Origin of the sequence: Flavobacterium sp. ZT3R18, assembly GCF_007097385.1 — a bacterium.
Lineage (GTDB): Bacteria > Bacteroidota > Bacteroidia > Flavobacteriales > Flavobacteriaceae > Flavobacterium.
In genome coordinates this window covers 232,797-246,657 of record NZ_VJZS01000003.1, presented here as the reverse complement: position 1 = coordinate 246,657, position 13,861 = coordinate 232,797, and the positions used below count along the sequence as shown (strand labels likewise).

The 13,861-nt window shown below is 34.1% G+C and carries 13 protein-coding genes; 9 read left to right on the top strand and 4 right to left on the bottom strand.

Translation table 11 applies throughout. The features are described from left to right. Positions 1-181: 181 nt before the first annotated feature. Positions 182-1,729 carry an FAD-dependent monooxygenase gene (locus tag FNW52_RS05525; protein ID WP_143376465.1) on the top strand — a complete coding sequence of 516 codons (1,548 nt, stop codon included), beginning with the start codon at positions 182-184 and terminating at the stop codon, positions 1,727-1,729. A 133-nt stretch (positions 1,730-1,862) separates the two neighbouring features. Continuing rightward, positions 1,863-3,056 carry an ADP-forming succinate--CoA ligase subunit beta gene (gene sucC / locus FNW52_RS05520; RefSeq protein WP_143376464.1) on the top strand — a complete coding sequence of 398 codons (1,194 nt, stop codon included), beginning with the start codon at positions 1,863-1,865 and terminating at the stop codon, positions 3,054-3,056. A gap of 70 nt (positions 3,057-3,126) precedes the next feature. Here the strand turns inward: sucC and FNW52_RS05515 are convergent, their stop codons facing one another. After that, positions 3,127-3,930 (bottom strand): DUF5694 domain-containing protein, encoded by an 804-nt coding sequence (locus tag FNW52_RS05515; RefSeq protein ID WP_185965925.1) that lies wholly within the window; start codon positions 3,928-3,930, stop codon positions 3,127-3,129. A 251-nt stretch (positions 3,931-4,181) separates the two neighbouring features. On the opposite strand from FNW52_RS05515, the gene FNW52_RS20685 reads away from it, so the two are divergent. The 3 genes from FNW52_RS20685 to FNW52_RS05505 are packed head-to-tail and all read left to right on the top strand — an operon-like array spanning position 4,182 to position 6,046. Continuing rightward, positions 4,182-4,409, top strand: coding sequence for a hypothetical protein (locus FNW52_RS20685; protein ID WP_185965927.1), 228 nt, complete (start codon positions 4,182-4,184; stop codon positions 4,407-4,409). Beyond that, positions 4,345-5,337: a sensor histidine kinase gene (locus tag FNW52_RS05510; protein WP_370511565.1), complete on the top strand. Its 993-nt coding sequence runs from the start codon at positions 4,345-4,347 to the stop codon at positions 5,335-5,337. Before FNW52_RS20685 ends, FNW52_RS05510 begins: the two co-directional genes overlap by 65 nt. A 4-nt stretch (positions 5,338-5,341) precedes the next feature. Beyond that, a complete protein-coding gene (locus FNW52_RS05505; RefSeq protein ID WP_143376461.1) occupies positions 5,342-6,046 on the top strand; it encodes a LytTR family DNA-binding domain-containing protein in 705 nt (234 codons plus the stop codon). A gap of 50 nt (positions 6,047-6,096) precedes the next feature. Here FNW52_RS05505 and FNW52_RS05500 read toward each other — a convergent pair whose 3' ends face one another. Then, on the bottom strand, positions 6,097-6,465 hold the full coding sequence (locus tag FNW52_RS05500) for a type II toxin-antitoxin system HigA family antitoxin (RefSeq protein ID WP_143376460.1): 369 nt from the start codon (positions 6,463-6,465) through the stop codon (positions 6,097-6,099). A gap of 412 nt (positions 6,466-6,877) precedes the next feature. Between FNW52_RS05500 and FNW52_RS05495 the strand changes: the two genes are divergently transcribed. Together FNW52_RS05495 and FNW52_RS05490 are read left to right on the top strand one after the other, a co-directional pair. Further along, complete coding sequence (locus tag FNW52_RS05495) at positions 6,878-8,443, top strand: YdiU family protein (protein ID WP_143376459.1); 1,566 nt, start codon at positions 6,878-6,880, stop codon at positions 8,441-8,443. Positions 8,444-8,701: 258 nt separating this feature from the next. Next, complete coding sequence (locus FNW52_RS05490) at positions 8,702-9,040, top strand: hypothetical protein (RefSeq protein WP_143376458.1); 339 nt, start codon at positions 8,702-8,704, stop codon at positions 9,038-9,040. Between the two features lie 219 nt (positions 9,041-9,259). On the opposite strand, the gene FNW52_RS05485 is transcribed toward FNW52_RS05490, so the two are convergent. Continuing rightward, on the bottom strand, positions 9,260-9,724 hold the full coding sequence (locus tag FNW52_RS05485; RefSeq protein ID WP_143376457.1) for a DUF1456 family protein: 465 nt from the start codon (positions 9,722-9,724) through the stop codon (positions 9,260-9,262). 189 nt (positions 9,725-9,913) lie between these two features. On the opposite strand from FNW52_RS05485, the gene FNW52_RS05480 reads away from it, so the two are divergent. Both FNW52_RS05480 and FNW52_RS20680 read left to right on the top strand, forming a co-directional pair. Next, positions 9,914-11,425: a thioredoxin-like domain-containing protein gene (locus FNW52_RS05480; protein WP_143376456.1), complete on the top strand. Its 1,512-nt coding sequence runs from the start codon at positions 9,914-9,916 to the stop codon at positions 11,423-11,425. A gap of 166 nt (positions 11,426-11,591) precedes the next feature. Further along, complete coding sequence (locus FNW52_RS20680) at positions 11,592-11,753, top strand: hypothetical protein (protein WP_185965924.1); 162 nt, start codon at positions 11,592-11,594, stop codon at positions 11,751-11,753. A gap of 94 nt (positions 11,754-11,847) precedes the next feature. Here FNW52_RS20680 and uvrB read toward each other — a convergent pair whose 3' ends face one another. After that, positions 11,848-13,836 (bottom strand): excinuclease ABC subunit UvrB, encoded by a 1,989-nt coding sequence (gene uvrB, locus FNW52_RS05475; RefSeq protein WP_143376455.1) that lies wholly within the window; start codon positions 13,834-13,836, stop codon positions 11,848-11,850. Positions 13,837-13,861: the final 25 nt, after the last annotated feature.

Here is a 13,861-nt window from a genome sequence, read left to right as displayed (position 1 = left end):
TTTTCTAGATTTTATAAAACCGCTATAATCGGCTACAATAGCGACTTTAAGTCATTGTAATCTCAAACGTTATAGTAACTTTGAATTTAAAGATTTAAGGCAATGGATTTCTGTTTTTGATTTGTATAATGGTTATCTTTAATATTGCATCGCATTCCGTAATATTTAAAAACTCTGACTTATGAGTACTCAAGTAGTAATAGTGGGCGCAGGACCAACAGGATTAATGGCTGCCAATCAATTGCATCGTTTCGGAATTGATTTTGTTATTATTGATTCAAAGTCGGGTCCAACTAAAGAATCCAGAGCCATTGCAGTTACCGCTAGAAGTTTAGAAATATACCAACAATTAGGGCTGTCAAAAACAGTTGTTGAAAATGGCATTAAAATGAATTCATTTAATTTATTTTCCGAAGGAAGCCGAAAAGCAAAAGTTGAAATTGATGAAATTGGAAAAGGAATGACTGATTTTCCTTATTTACTGGCTTATGAGCAAAGTGAAAATGAAAAGTTGCTTTATGAAAATTTAAAGAATAACGGAAAGAGCGTTGAATGGGAAACCGAATTTGTTTCATTACAAGAATATGAAAAGGAAATAGTCGTTTTGGCTAAAAAGAACAACGAAACTTTTGAAATAAAAGCGGAATATCTCATAGGTTGTGATGGCGCATCAAGCCCAATTAGACATCAATTGAACTTCAATTTTCATGGTGGTACTTATGAGAATAAGTTTTTTGTGGCAGATGTTATTATGAACTGGAAAGTGCCTCACGATAATCTTGTAATCGCGCCATCGGATAAAAATTTCTGTGGATTCTTTCCATTAAAAGGAGATCGATATTATCGTGTTTTGGGAAGTTTGCCCAGAGTGTATTTTAATAAAGAAAATATCAGTTTTGAAGATATTGAAAATGATGTTATAAAAACGATTGGAATTCCTATTGATTTCGAAAAAGTAAATTGGTTTTCCGTTTACAATTTGCACCATCGTTGTGTGGATAATTTTAGTTCGGGAAGATTGCATTTGGCAGGCGATAGTGCTCACATTCACAGCCCAGCAGGGGGACAAGGCATGAATACCGGTTTGCAAGATACCTATAATATTGCCTGGAAACTGGCATTTGTATTAAAAAAACAGGCAAAAAGTGATTTGCTAAATACCTACAACGAAGAACGATTGCCGTTTGCGCAGTGGCTGATGAAATTTACCGATAGAATGTTCAATATCATGACTAGCGATAATTGGTTTATTGCAAAATTCAGAATGTATGTTGTTCTTAATAGTATTGCAACAATTTTTAGTTTTAGAAAAATTCGCCCAATTATGTTTAGGACTGTTTCCCAAATTTGGTATTCTTATAATGGCAAATCATTATCCTTGTCAGCGAGCAAACAAAAACTGCTTTTTCATGCTGGAGATCGATTGCCTTATATTTCGGATGCGCATTTAACAACTCCTTTTTACGAATTGTTTACGGAACCTACCTTTCATCTTTTGCATATTTCAAATGTGGGTTTGGAAAAGGAAATGATTGAAAAAATTAAAAAATCGTTCACTTTTCCAATAAAAATAGTTGAATACAATCTAACCGAAAGTTGGGTAAAGTTAGGCGTTACAGATACCCTTTTTATTTTGGTCAGACCTGACAATTATATCGCTTATCTGTTCGATTCTTTTCGAGAATTAGAAGTTGAAAATTATTTGAATACTTATTTTTATTCGAATTAGTAAATGGAATCCAGAACCAGTTATAAGAGTGCCAAATAAAATGATAAAATACTTTCGCACATTAGATGAAATTTGCTATTTTTGTGCCACTTTTATTCTGAAATAGATTCAGAAACCAGACAAATTCTATATTATGAACATACACGAATATCAAGGAAAAGAGATTTTAGCTAGCTACGGAGTTCGCATTCAACGCGGAATTGTTGCTAATAGTCCTGTAGAAGCTGTTGCTGCTGCAAAACAATTAACTGCCGAAACTGGAACAAGTTGGTATGTTATAAAAGCCCAAGTTCACGCAGGTGGTCGTGGTAAAGGTGGTGGGGTTAAGCTTGCCAAAGGAATTGACAAAGTAGAAGGAATTGCAAGCGAAATCATCGGAATGCAATTGGTAACGCCTCAAACTTCTGCTGAAGGTAAAAAAGTTCACAAAGTTTTGGTTGCTGAGGATGTGTACTATCCTGGTGAAAGTGAAACATCTGAGTTTTATGTTTCTGTATTATTGAATAGAGCAACTGGACGTAATATGATTATGTATTCTACTGAAGGTGGAATGGATATCGAAGAAGTGGCGGAACATACTCCACACTTAATTTTTACAGAAGAAGTTGATCCAGCTGTTGGATTGCAAGGTTTTCAAGCAAGAAGAATTGCTTTTAACTTAGGTCTTTCTGGAAATGCTTTCAAAGAAATGGTTAAATTCATCGATTCATTATACAATGCTTACATTGGTTCCGATGCTTCTATGTTTGAGATCAACCCAGTTTTGAAAACATCTGATAATAAAATTTTAGCTGTTGATGCTAAAGTAAATATCGACGATAACGCTTTATACAGACAAAAAGCTTATGCTGAGATGCGTGATATTCTTGAAGAAAATCCAATCGAAGTTGAAGCAAAAGAAGTAGGATTGAACTATGTAGATCTTGACGGTACTGTAGGATGTATGGTAAACGGTGCAGGTCTTGCAATGGCGACTATGGATTTAATTAAGTATGCTGGTTTTGAACCTGCAAACTTCCTTGACGTAGGTGGAACTGCTGATGCAAAACGTGTTGAAACGGCTTTCCGTATTATCTTGAAAGATCAAAACGTAAAAGCAATTTTAATCAATATTTTTGGAGGAATCGTTCGTTGTGACCGTGTGGCGCAAGGAGTTGTTGATGCTTACAAAAATATGGGTGATGCTATAAATGTGCCAATCATTGTTCGTTTACAAGGTACGAATGCAGCAATCGCAAAAGAATTAATTGATAATTCAGGAATGCCAATTTTATCTGCTGTTGAATTTCAAGAAGCAGCTGATCAAGTAACGGCAGCGCTTTCTTAATTAGGAAAAAAGTTTATATATTAAAAATCCTGAGTGAAAGCTCAGGATTTTTTTTGGATTAATTTTTTAATTATTTTAAAACATCTTTTAACTCTATAATTTCAAAGTCTGAATCGTATTTTATAAACTCGCGCAGCATAGCAGTGTGAGACGCTCCGAGCAATACCATTATTTTATCATCTTTATTTTCTGTTAATTTTTGAATTAAAGAGTACATATAAAGGTTTCTTTTGTACCATTCTGAAACTAAATAAGCGCCCACAAAATTGTCTTTTTTTCCAGCTTTGTTGCATGTTTCAAGATACCACTTTACATTTTCGGCATTTGATTCTTCTGCATTGTAATCTATAAGTAGTTCGGTTAAGGAATATTTTGCAATCTTTTGATTTTGAGATTTTTCATGAGCAACCAATTCTTCTTTGTTCTTTTTAATCAAATCAAGTTGATTGGCTTCTTGCATGCCTTTTACTAAACTATCGTATGGAAATTCAGTTTGATTGTAATCAATTGCAAATAGCTTTTTATGACCTAATTTTTTAGCGGATCTTATTGCCAATTGCACCAATTCGTCGGCATCATTATGAAATAAACTGTCTGTATTTTTAGCGTAGAATTTGTCTAATTTGTCTTGTTTCTCATATTTCCATTCTACGAAAATTTTGTCTGGACCAAACTTTTTAATTTTGTCTGTAATGTTTTCCAACTCTTTCTGACTTTTGTTTGTCATCACATTAAAAGTATTTATCTGAGCAACATCGAGTCCTGGATTTTCAAAATGAAAGGTTCCCAATAAAAGAATTTGTTTTTTTGTTGATTGTGCAAATACGGGATTAGAGGAAACTGTTAATAAAGCTAGGAGAAGTAATTTTTTCATAATTTTTAGGTTTTAAATTCTTGCCGAAAGTAGAACAGTTCTTAAGGCTAATTTTGAATTTTTGACGAATATCGAATAGCATATTGTAAACTGTGAAAATCAGTTGACAAAAAATTTTGTGTACTGATTATTGCAGTTCATCCCATAAAAATAGGATTTCCTATAAATAATGGTTTTGATTAAAGACATAATTGTATTTTTGAATATGTTAGACTCCCATTATGAAATCGCCATGACAACAGTTGTCGCAATTGAAAATCATCGAATACCAAAATATAATAGTAACCGATGAGATAAACACCAATGAAGATCTGGCGATACCTCCCGATAGCTATCGGGATCCAACAAAAACAATATTATCTACATATGAAATTAAAGATCCCTTTTTATTATCACATTATTCTATTTTTAGGATTGTTTTTTACCTTTTATCTATGGGATATTGGGGTCAACAAAATGGAAATATCACTCATTTTTAATAGGATAGATTTTTTGTTTTCGGCAAGTGGATTTATGTCGATTTTTGTAATTTACATCCTGAATTTTTATACTTTTTGTAATTGGTTTTTAAGCAAAAAAAGGATTTTCTTTTACTTGTTAAGTATTCCCGTTTCATTATTTATTTTTGCTGGGGTAAGATATTTTTTTCAAGAGATTGTTCTTTTTGAAATCACTGGAATTCATAATTATGTTGAAAAATCAAGAGAAATCGAATTCTATGTTCGGGATAATTTTTTCTTTGGATTGCCATCTGTAATTATAAGTACTTTGGCTTATTTGTTTTGGCAATTTCAAGAGGCTGAAAAACAAAATCAGCAATTGCTTTTAGAGAATAAAAAGGCCGAATTTCAGTTGTTGAAATCACAAGTTAGTCCACATTTTTTGTTCAATACCTTAAATTGTTTTTATAGTGATTGGATTGAAAAAGACGTAGAAACAGCATCTGATTTATTGATTTTATCTGATTTGCTTCGGTATGTAATCACCGAGACTGAAAAGGAATTGGTGTTAGTTTCTAAAGAAATTCAATTTGTAGAAAACTATATTCATTTACAGAAAAAGAGATTTGAAGATCAGCTTTTTTTAGATTTTGAAATTGAAGGGGATTATTTGACTGAAAAAATCATTCCGTCAGCTTTAATTCATTTCGTCGAAAATGTTTTTAAACACGGAAAACTTAATAATCCTGCTGAAAAAGCGATTATTTCTATAAAAATAAAAGAAGGTTTCTTAGAAGTTTTTACCTTTAATTATAATGTTGAAGGAGAAAATTATTCCTCGACTGGAATTGGTTTTGAAAACCTGACCAAACGTTTAGAATATGCTTATCAAGATCGTTTTCTGCTTGAAAAAACAACAGAAAATTATACCTTTAAAACATATTTAAAAATTCCTTTAAACAAATAATTTCATGAAAATTAAATGTATCATTGTCGATGACGAACCGCCTGCAATTCGCATCTTGGAAAATTATCTCGAAAAAGTTTCTTTCCTTGAAAAAGTAGGTGTTTTTAATGATTCGATGAAAGCTTTAGAGTTTATAAATTCTCAAAGTGTAGATTTGGTTTTTTTAGACATTCAGATGCCACAATTAACAGGTTTGCAGCTTTCAAAAATCATTTCTAAAGATATAAAAGTTATTTTTACAACGGCTTATCCTGATTTTGCTTTAGAAGGTTTTGAGCTAAATGCGATTGATTATTTGCTAAAACCAATTTCTTTTGAGCGCTTTTATCAAGCAGCTTCAAAGGTAAGTATTGTTCCAAAACAAGAGATTAAAAGCAGTAATCAACTTGATTTTGTTTTTATTAAAACAGATGGTAAAAATAAATTTTCGAAAATATTTTTAAATGATATTCTGTATGTAGAAAGTCTTCAAAATTATGTTTGTATTCATACTGCTGTTCAAAAAATCATCACGCATTCATCGTTGAAAAACGTAATTGAATCATTGCCAAAAAGCGAATTTGTTCAGATTCATAAATCGTATGTGATTTCTTTAAAACAAATTGAAATGACTGATAATTTTTCTGTCTTTATCAATAATAAGGAATTGCCAATTGGCGCTACCTTTAAAGATGCTTTTTTTGAACGTATTGATGAAAATAAAATATAAGAAATCAGGATTTTCAAAACTTAGGACTTTTTTGCTTTAAGGGATGTCTTTTACCTCGTTAATTCATAATCATTAATCAATACACTTGGAGATAGATTTAGACGTACTGTTAAATTGCGAATCATTTCAACAGTTAATTTTCGTTTGCGATTTAAGATTTCTGAAACCCTGCTTTTTCCTCCTATGGCGTCAACTAAATCAATCTGTTTTAGATGCATTTCTTCCATTCTTATTTTTATGGCTTCTATTGGATCTGGCGCTTCTATTGGATAATGTGTGTTTTCATATTCATCTATCAATAGGGCAAGGATTTCTGCATCATCGCCTTCTGGAGTTCCAATTGTAGCATCAAAAAGGAGTTTAAATCTTTTTAATGCTTTTCTGTAATCGATTTCTGTTTTTATTGGAGTGATTTTCATTTTATTTTATATTTTGTTCCCGCTCAATTGTGTGGGTTGTCTTAATTTCAAAAACGAAATAAGAATTTTATTTAATAAACTATTACGCATTTTTGTCATTCCGACGGAGGAGGAATCGCATAATGTGAGCAACAAATGTGATTCCTCCTCCATCGGAATGACAAATAAACCCAAAAATTAGTGGTAGAACCTGAATTCTATAACAAAGACATATGTAAATTCTCGATTTGGGAACTTTTGTTTAGGTATATGTTTTTTACTGCCGAAAGCCCAGTTTTGTTTTCAATTTTATAAACAAAACGGCTTTGGCTATAAAATAAAATTATGACAACAGTTCAAATATGTCTTAGGTATCGAATACCTTTGTGGTTTATTTGTCTTTATACTTTAGTTTATATAAATCAGTTACGAAATGAACCTCCATATACAAAATAATTTTACTGCCGAATTGCCTGCTGACCCGAACGAAACTAATATTCCGAGACAGGTACAGCAAGCTTGTTTTTCGTATGTAATACCAAAGAAACCTTCAAATCCATCTTTGATTCATGCTTCAGAGGAAGTGGCTAGTTCTTTAGGATTATCCCAAGAAGATATTGTTTCGGATGATTTTTTAAATACTTTTTCAGGCAATACGGTTTATCCAGATACCAAACCCTATGCGATGCCTTATGCGGGACATCAATTTGGGAATTGGGCTGGGCAATTGGGAGATGGACGTGCCATCAATCTAACCGAAGTTGTTCATGATGATAAGTCATATACCTTGCAATTAAAAGGAGCAGGACCTACACCGTATTCTCGTACAGCAGATGGTTTTGCAGTATTGCGATCTTCCATACGCGAGCATTTGTGTGCCGAGGCTATGCATTATTTGGGTGTGTCAACAACACGTTCGCTTTCGCTAATGCTTTCTGGCGATCAAGTTTTACGGGATGTATTGTACAATGGAAATCCAGCCTATGAGAAAGGAGCAATCGTTTGTAGAGTAGCACCTTCGTTTATTCGTTTTGGTAATTTTGAATTGTTTGCATCCAGAAAAGACCATGTTACGCTGCAACTATTAACGGATTATACCATTAAACACCATTTTCCAGATATTAAAGAAGAAGGAGTCGAAAAATATCTCGCCTTTTTTCAAGCGGTAACCCAAACTACACTTGAAATGATTGTGAATTGGCAACGTGTAGGTTTTGTTCATGGCGTTATGAATACCGATAATATGTCTATTCATGGCATCACAATAGATTATGGCCCTTATGGATGGTTGGAAGATTACAACCCCAATTGGACACCCAATACAACCGATGTCCAACATAAAAGATACCGATTTGGGAATCAACCCGAAATTGCTTTGTGGAATTTATACCAACTAGCCAATGCGTTGTATCCTTTGATAAATGATGCCAAGCCGCTAGAAGCAATTTTAGATGCCTTTAGTGTTGGTTATGAAAAGGAGTATTTGAATATGATGCAAAATAAACTCGGTTTGATGACAAAAACGGCTGACGATGCTGTTTTGATCGAAAGTCTAACCGAACTGCTTCAATTGGTTGAAACCGATATGACTATTTTCTTTAGAAATCTGAGTAATGTTCAAAAAGGAGATACTCCAGAAGTGGCTTTGAATACAATTGCAGCAGCTTTTTATAATGAAAAGGATCTTAATGAAGCTGTTTTGAATAATTGGTATGCATGGCTGGAGAGTTATGGTAACCGTATCAATCAAGAATCTTTTTCGGATGCCGAAAGGAAAGAACAGATGAATAAAGTAAATCCAAAATATGTGTTGCGGAACTATATGGCGCAGTTAAGTATTGATGCAGCCGATAAAGGAGATTATTCTTTAGTGAATGAATTGTATGAATTACTCAAAAAACCGTATGATGAACAAGCAGATAGTCAAAAATGGTTTGCCAAAAGGCCTGATTGGGCGAGAGATAAAGTAGGTTGCTCTATGTTAAGTTGTAGTTCTTAGGGGGCTTTTTAATCCCAATGTTACCAAAAAAGGGTTTTAGATTTAAATAAGGAAAATTGCTTTTTTGTTGCTGTTTTCTTAGTTTTTTAGGGTTAAAATTCAAAAGTATTTATTTTTAATAGCTGCGTAATATTGGGAATATAAAAGGGGATTTGATCGAATGTTTTTCATGTTTTAAGAATAGGTTAAGTGATTGATAAAGTGTTTTTTATGTGGGTATTGTGTGTAATTTTGGCATATAATCTTAAAACAAAAACCATGAAAAAATTATTGTTATCCGCTATTGTTTCTTTATTCGCAAGTGTAACATTTGCTTCTACAACGAATGAAGATCCTACTGTTGTTTTATTCAAAACGAATAAAGAATTATCTCAATTGCTAAACATGCCTTATTCTGAGAACATTTTAGAAAAAGAGGAATTAGTTAAAGTCTCTTTTACGGTCAATGAATTACACCAACTTGTAGTGTTACAAGTGAATTCTAATAATTCTGAGATTCAAACTTATGTTAAGCAAGCGCTTAATTATAAAAAACTGTCTTCGAATGAGCTAACTGTTGGGAAAGATTATGTTTTTGAAGTAAGATTCAAAAACTAGAGAATTGCAATAAAGAAGTAGGCTTGTTCTCGAGCTTACTTATCGATTAGGGATGTATTTGATGTTTATGAAATGTCAATCAAAGGAAGCCAAATAGGTTTCCTTTGTTATTTGGGGTGGTCATTAAGCATAAAAAAACCTGAACTTTCATTCAGGTTGCTTTTTTATCATTTTCTTGTATTCTATCGGATTCAATAAACTGTAAAACGGGATGGATTACTATTTCTTGTTTTTACCAAAATTAAATTTAACTTTCTCTACGACTTGTATTTTGTCGTTTCCTTTTGGATATTGCTTTTTGGTAGGTCTTTTTGCAGCGGGTTTCGATTTTGAAGGGCTTTCGTCTCCTCTTGACCTTTCTTCGTCTTTCGCTTTTGGCTTGAATTCAGCTCTTTCAGAAGAACCTTCTTTCACTGGAATTTGGGCTTTGTGTTTGGCCAAAACGTCATTCGGATTTTTTGGATTTTCTTTGGTTCCTCTCAAGTGAATTACCAATCCGTTTAGGAAATTACGCAACACTTGATCTCCGCATTCCATGTAGTTTTCGTGTTTTTCGTCACGGAAAAAAGCACCCAATTCTGATTTTGTAATTCTAAAATCTACCAATTCCAGAATTTCTACTATTTGATCATCGCGTAACATCAAGGCTACTCGAAGTTTTTTGAATATATCGTTATTTGTCATTTTTAAGTATTTAAAGTGCAAAGATACGCATTTAGAAAATAAATTTCTGTTTATTGTTTTCTTGCAGGCAAAAACACTTTGCTAATTTTTTGATATTAGATTTAAATTCAATTATTTTTGGATATTGTAATGAGATTTATTCCTTAAAAAAGTTTCGCGCAAAAAAACACCTAAAGATTATTATTGATTATGAAGAAAATTATAATAAGTTTCGTTCTCTTTTTTGGTTTAATGACCACACAAGCTCAAACGGGGCATGAAATCAAGATTAATTTAAAGAACTGTAAAGACACCATTGCTTATCTGGCTTTTTATCAATTTGACAAATTGTATATCTCGGACACCTGCAAAAAAGTGATCAACGGAAACATTGTCTTCAAAGGAAAGAAAAATTTAGACAAAGGAGTTTATTTCTTACTCAGTCAGGCAAAAGGTAGTTATTTTGATTTTATAATAGACGAGCAATCTCAAAAGCAACAAATCAATTCGGATAAATCCAATTTGTTAGAGAATTTGACCGCGGTTAACTCCAAACAAAATCAAAATTTCTTCAACTACATTCGTTTTGTAACAAGCAAGAATAAAGAATTCGAAGGTTTTAAAAAATCAATAAACGAACAAAAAAAATCGGATTCCACATCGCTTTTAACCAAAGAATACAAAGTTTTGAATGATGCTATTCTAGATAATGATGTAAATTGTATAGCTCAAAATAAAGGAGCCTATCTCTCGGAGATAATCAATTTAAAAACCGATAAAGTAGCCAAAGATATTCCCAAGGCTTCGAACGGCAGGCCCGATAGTGTTTTTGCCTATAACTATTACAAAAAACATTTTTGGGATGGAGTCAGTTTTCTGGATGATGCCATGTTGCGCAACCCGTTTTTCACCAATAAAATAAAGCAATATTTTAATACCGTTGTCGTGCAACAGCCCGATTCGGTTTGTGTGGAGATTGATCGCATGATGCTCAAAACCAAGCAAGGCACCAAAATGAACATGCTTTTATTGGCGTATTTTACCCAAACCTACGAAATCCCTAAAATTATGGGTATGGACAAAGTATTTGTGTATATGGTTGATAATTATTTTAAAACAGGAAAAGCTAAGGGTGTTTATGACGAAAGTGTAATAGAAATTATCATAAATAGAGGTAATACTTTAGCGCCATTGCAACTTGGGAAAACAGCTCCTGAACTCTATATGATAGATATTCCAGCTCATGATAAAATTGCGAAAATGGGTTTTGACACCGCCAAAACCAGCGAAGAAATTACCAAAATCTACTATAGCAATAAGCCCGAAATAGAAAAAACGTATGTGTCTTTGTCCAGTATAAAAGCGGATTACTTGATTCTCCTTTTTTGGGATGTAGACTGTGGACATTGTCAAAAAGAAGTGCCGAAAATACTTGAAATATACCACGATTTGCTCAAAGAGAAGAAAGATGTCAAAGTATTTAGTGTATATACCCAAAATGAATTTGAGAAATACAGCAAATACATCATTGACAATAAATTGGATTGGATCAATGTTTATGACGGGGTTCACATCAATGATCTCAAGACAAAATACGATGTGGTAACCACTCCAGTTATGTTTATCCTAGACAAAAATAAAGTCATCAAAGCCAAAGGTATTGGTTCCGAAGCTATAAAAAGTATCATTACCCAAATGGAAAAAGAGTATTCAAAGAAATAGAAAAATTATTTGGGCGTGCCACCATTAGGAAAAAGGGCCTATTTTAGATTCCGCTTATTCGGCCCCTTTTCCTAATGCTGTCGGGCTATCTGGGCTACTTCGGTAGCTTCCGTCTATCCCTCACGTACGTAATCAAGACGTTTAGTGGAATTAATAACCAGATGGGGTGTTACACCAAAAAGAAGAAGAGGCTATTCGCCAAATTGCTATCAATATGGGGTTAAATCCAAGTGCAACTAATCGTATTCTTAAGTTGATGAAAGCGTCTTCCAATGCTATGATTTCTCCACAAGTATTATTGGGGCATTTTCAGGAACAATTGAATTAATGGGTTTGAGATTGTAATCTTTTAAGTTGAGTACAAAGTTTTCTTGGTGTGAATGGTTTTGTTTGCTTGTTTGCATAATCAATAATCTGTTTTTCTAAAGCTTCCCTTGCAAAGCCTTAATCTCATCCCTAAGTTTCGCTGCTTGCATGAAGTCCAAATCTTTCGCTGCTTTTTCCATAGCTTTTCGTTTTTCACGAATGAGTTTTTCCAAATCGGGTTTAGACATATAGGCCGTTTCGGGTTCTGCAGCAGTATTCATAATATGCCCCAATTCATATTCTACCAATTTATTATTGGTAAAGGCACTTTCTATTTTTTTGTTTAACGCTTGCGGAACTATATTATTCTCGGTGTTGAAATTGATTTGCTTGGTTCTTCTGTAATTGGTTTCATCAATAGTTTTTTGCATACTATTGGTGATTTTATCGGCATACATTATCGCTTTTCCGTTTAAGTTTCTAGCCGCACGACCTATGGTTTGGGTTAATGATCTATGGCTTCTCAAGAAACCTTCCTTATCGGCATCGAGTATGGCAACCAATGAAACCTCGGGTAAATCCAATCCTTCGCGTAATAAATTAACTCCAATCAGAACATCAAATATGCCTTTTCGTAAATCTTGCATGATTTCGATGCGTTCCAGCGTATCTACATCTGAGTGAATGTAGCGACAACGAATGGAAACTTTCGTCAGGTATTTGGCCAGTTCTTCTGCCATTCTTTTGGTCAAAGTAGTGACCAAAACCCTTTCGTCCAATTCACAACGTTGTTGAATTTCTTCAATCAAATCATCAATCTGGTTTAGACTCGGACGTATTTCAATTACGGGATCCAGTAAACCTGTTGGGCGAATCACTTGTTCTACGTAAACACCATCACATTTTTGTAACTCATAGTCGGCAGGAGTGGCAGATACATAGATAACTTGGTTTTGCATCGCCTCAAATTCGTCAAATTTCAAAGGACGGTTGTCCATTGCAGCGGGCAGGCGGAAACCATATTCCACTAAATTCTCTTTCCGACTTCTATCGCCTCCATACATGGCGTGTACTTGTGATAAGGTTACGTGGCTTTCGTCAACGACCATCAGATAATCTTTTGGGAAATAATCCAATAAACAGAAAGGTCTTGAACCTGATTCTCTTCCGTCAAGGTAGCGCGAATAATTTTCGATTCCAGAGCAATAACCCAATTCCCGAATCATTTCCAGATCAAAATTGGTGCGTTCTTCGAGTCGTTTGGCTTCAAGGTGCTTGCCTATTTCTTTGAAATAATCGACTTGCTTGACCAAATCCTGTTGAATTTCCCAAATTGCATTTTGCAACACATCGGGCGAAGTCACAAACATATTGGCGGGATATATAGTGAGTTTTTCGAATCGCTCAATAACTTTAGACGTTTTTACATCGAAGCTTTCCATTTCTTCAATCTCGTCCCCAAAAAAATGAATCCGAAAAGCATCATCGGCATAACTCGGATATATTTCGACAGTATCGCCTTTTATACGAAAATTTCCGGGAGTAAAATCGGCTTCGGTTCTGGAATACAGACTTTGAACCAAACTGTGTAATAATTTGGTTCGGGAAATCATTTGGTTTTTCTCGATGGCAATGACGTTCTTCTGAAATTCCACGGGATTTCCAATACCATAAATACAGGAAACAGAAGCGACCACTATTATGTCTCTTCGACCAGAGAGGAGGGAAGAGGAAGTGCTTAAACGCATTTTCTCCAGTTCCTCGTTGATAGATAAATCTTTTTCTATGAAAACACCAGTAACCGGCATGAATGCTTCGGGTTGGTAATAATCGTAATAGGATACGAAATACTCCACGGCATTATTGGGAAAAAATTGCTTGAACTCCGAATACAATTGTGCCGCCAAGGTTTTATTGTGTGCCAAGACCAATGTTGGGCGTTGCACTTCCTGAATGACATTGGCTACTGTAAATGTTTTTCCAGACCCCGTTACCCCCAGTAAAGTTTGAAATTGTTCGCCAGCAAGTATGCCTTGAGTTAACTTTTCAATGGCTTGTGGTTGGTCCCCTTTGGGTTGGTATTCGGATATGACTTGGAAATTCATTTGTTTTTATTCAGAAGTGCAAAGT

Coding starts and splice junctions, on each gene's coding strand:
- FNW52_RS05525 (WP_143376465.1), top strand. CDS start 182: ATGAGTACTCAAGTAGTAATAGTGGGCGCAGGACCAACAGGATTAATG.
- sucC (WP_143376464.1), top strand. CDS start 1,863: ATGAACATACACGAATATCAAGGAAAAGAGATTTTAGCTAGCTACGGA.
- FNW52_RS05515 (WP_185965925.1), bottom strand. CDS start 3,930: ATGAAAAAATTACTTCTCCTAGCTTTATTAACAGTTTCCTCTAATCCC.
- FNW52_RS05505 (WP_143376461.1), top strand. CDS start 5,342: ATGAAAATTAAATGTATCATTGTCGATGACGAACCGCCTGCAATTCGC.
- FNW52_RS05500 (WP_143376460.1), bottom strand. CDS start 6,465: ATGAAAATCACTCCAATAAAAACAGAAATCGATTACAGAAAAGCATTA.
- FNW52_RS05495 (WP_143376459.1), top strand. CDS start 6,878: ATGAACCTCCATATACAAAATAATTTTACTGCCGAATTGCCTGCTGAC.
- FNW52_RS05490 (WP_143376458.1), top strand. CDS start 8,702: ATGAAAAAATTATTGTTATCCGCTATTGTTTCTTTATTCGCAAGTGTA.
- FNW52_RS05485 (WP_143376457.1), bottom strand. CDS start 9,724: ATGACAAATAACGATATATTCAAAAAACTTCGAGTAGCCTTGATGTTA.
- FNW52_RS05480 (WP_143376456.1), top strand. CDS start 9,914: ATGAAGAAAATTATAATAAGTTTCGTTCTCTTTTTTGGTTTAATGACC.
- uvrB (WP_143376455.1), bottom strand. CDS start 13,836: ATGAATTTCCAAGTCATATCCGAATACCAACCCAAAGGGGACCAACCA.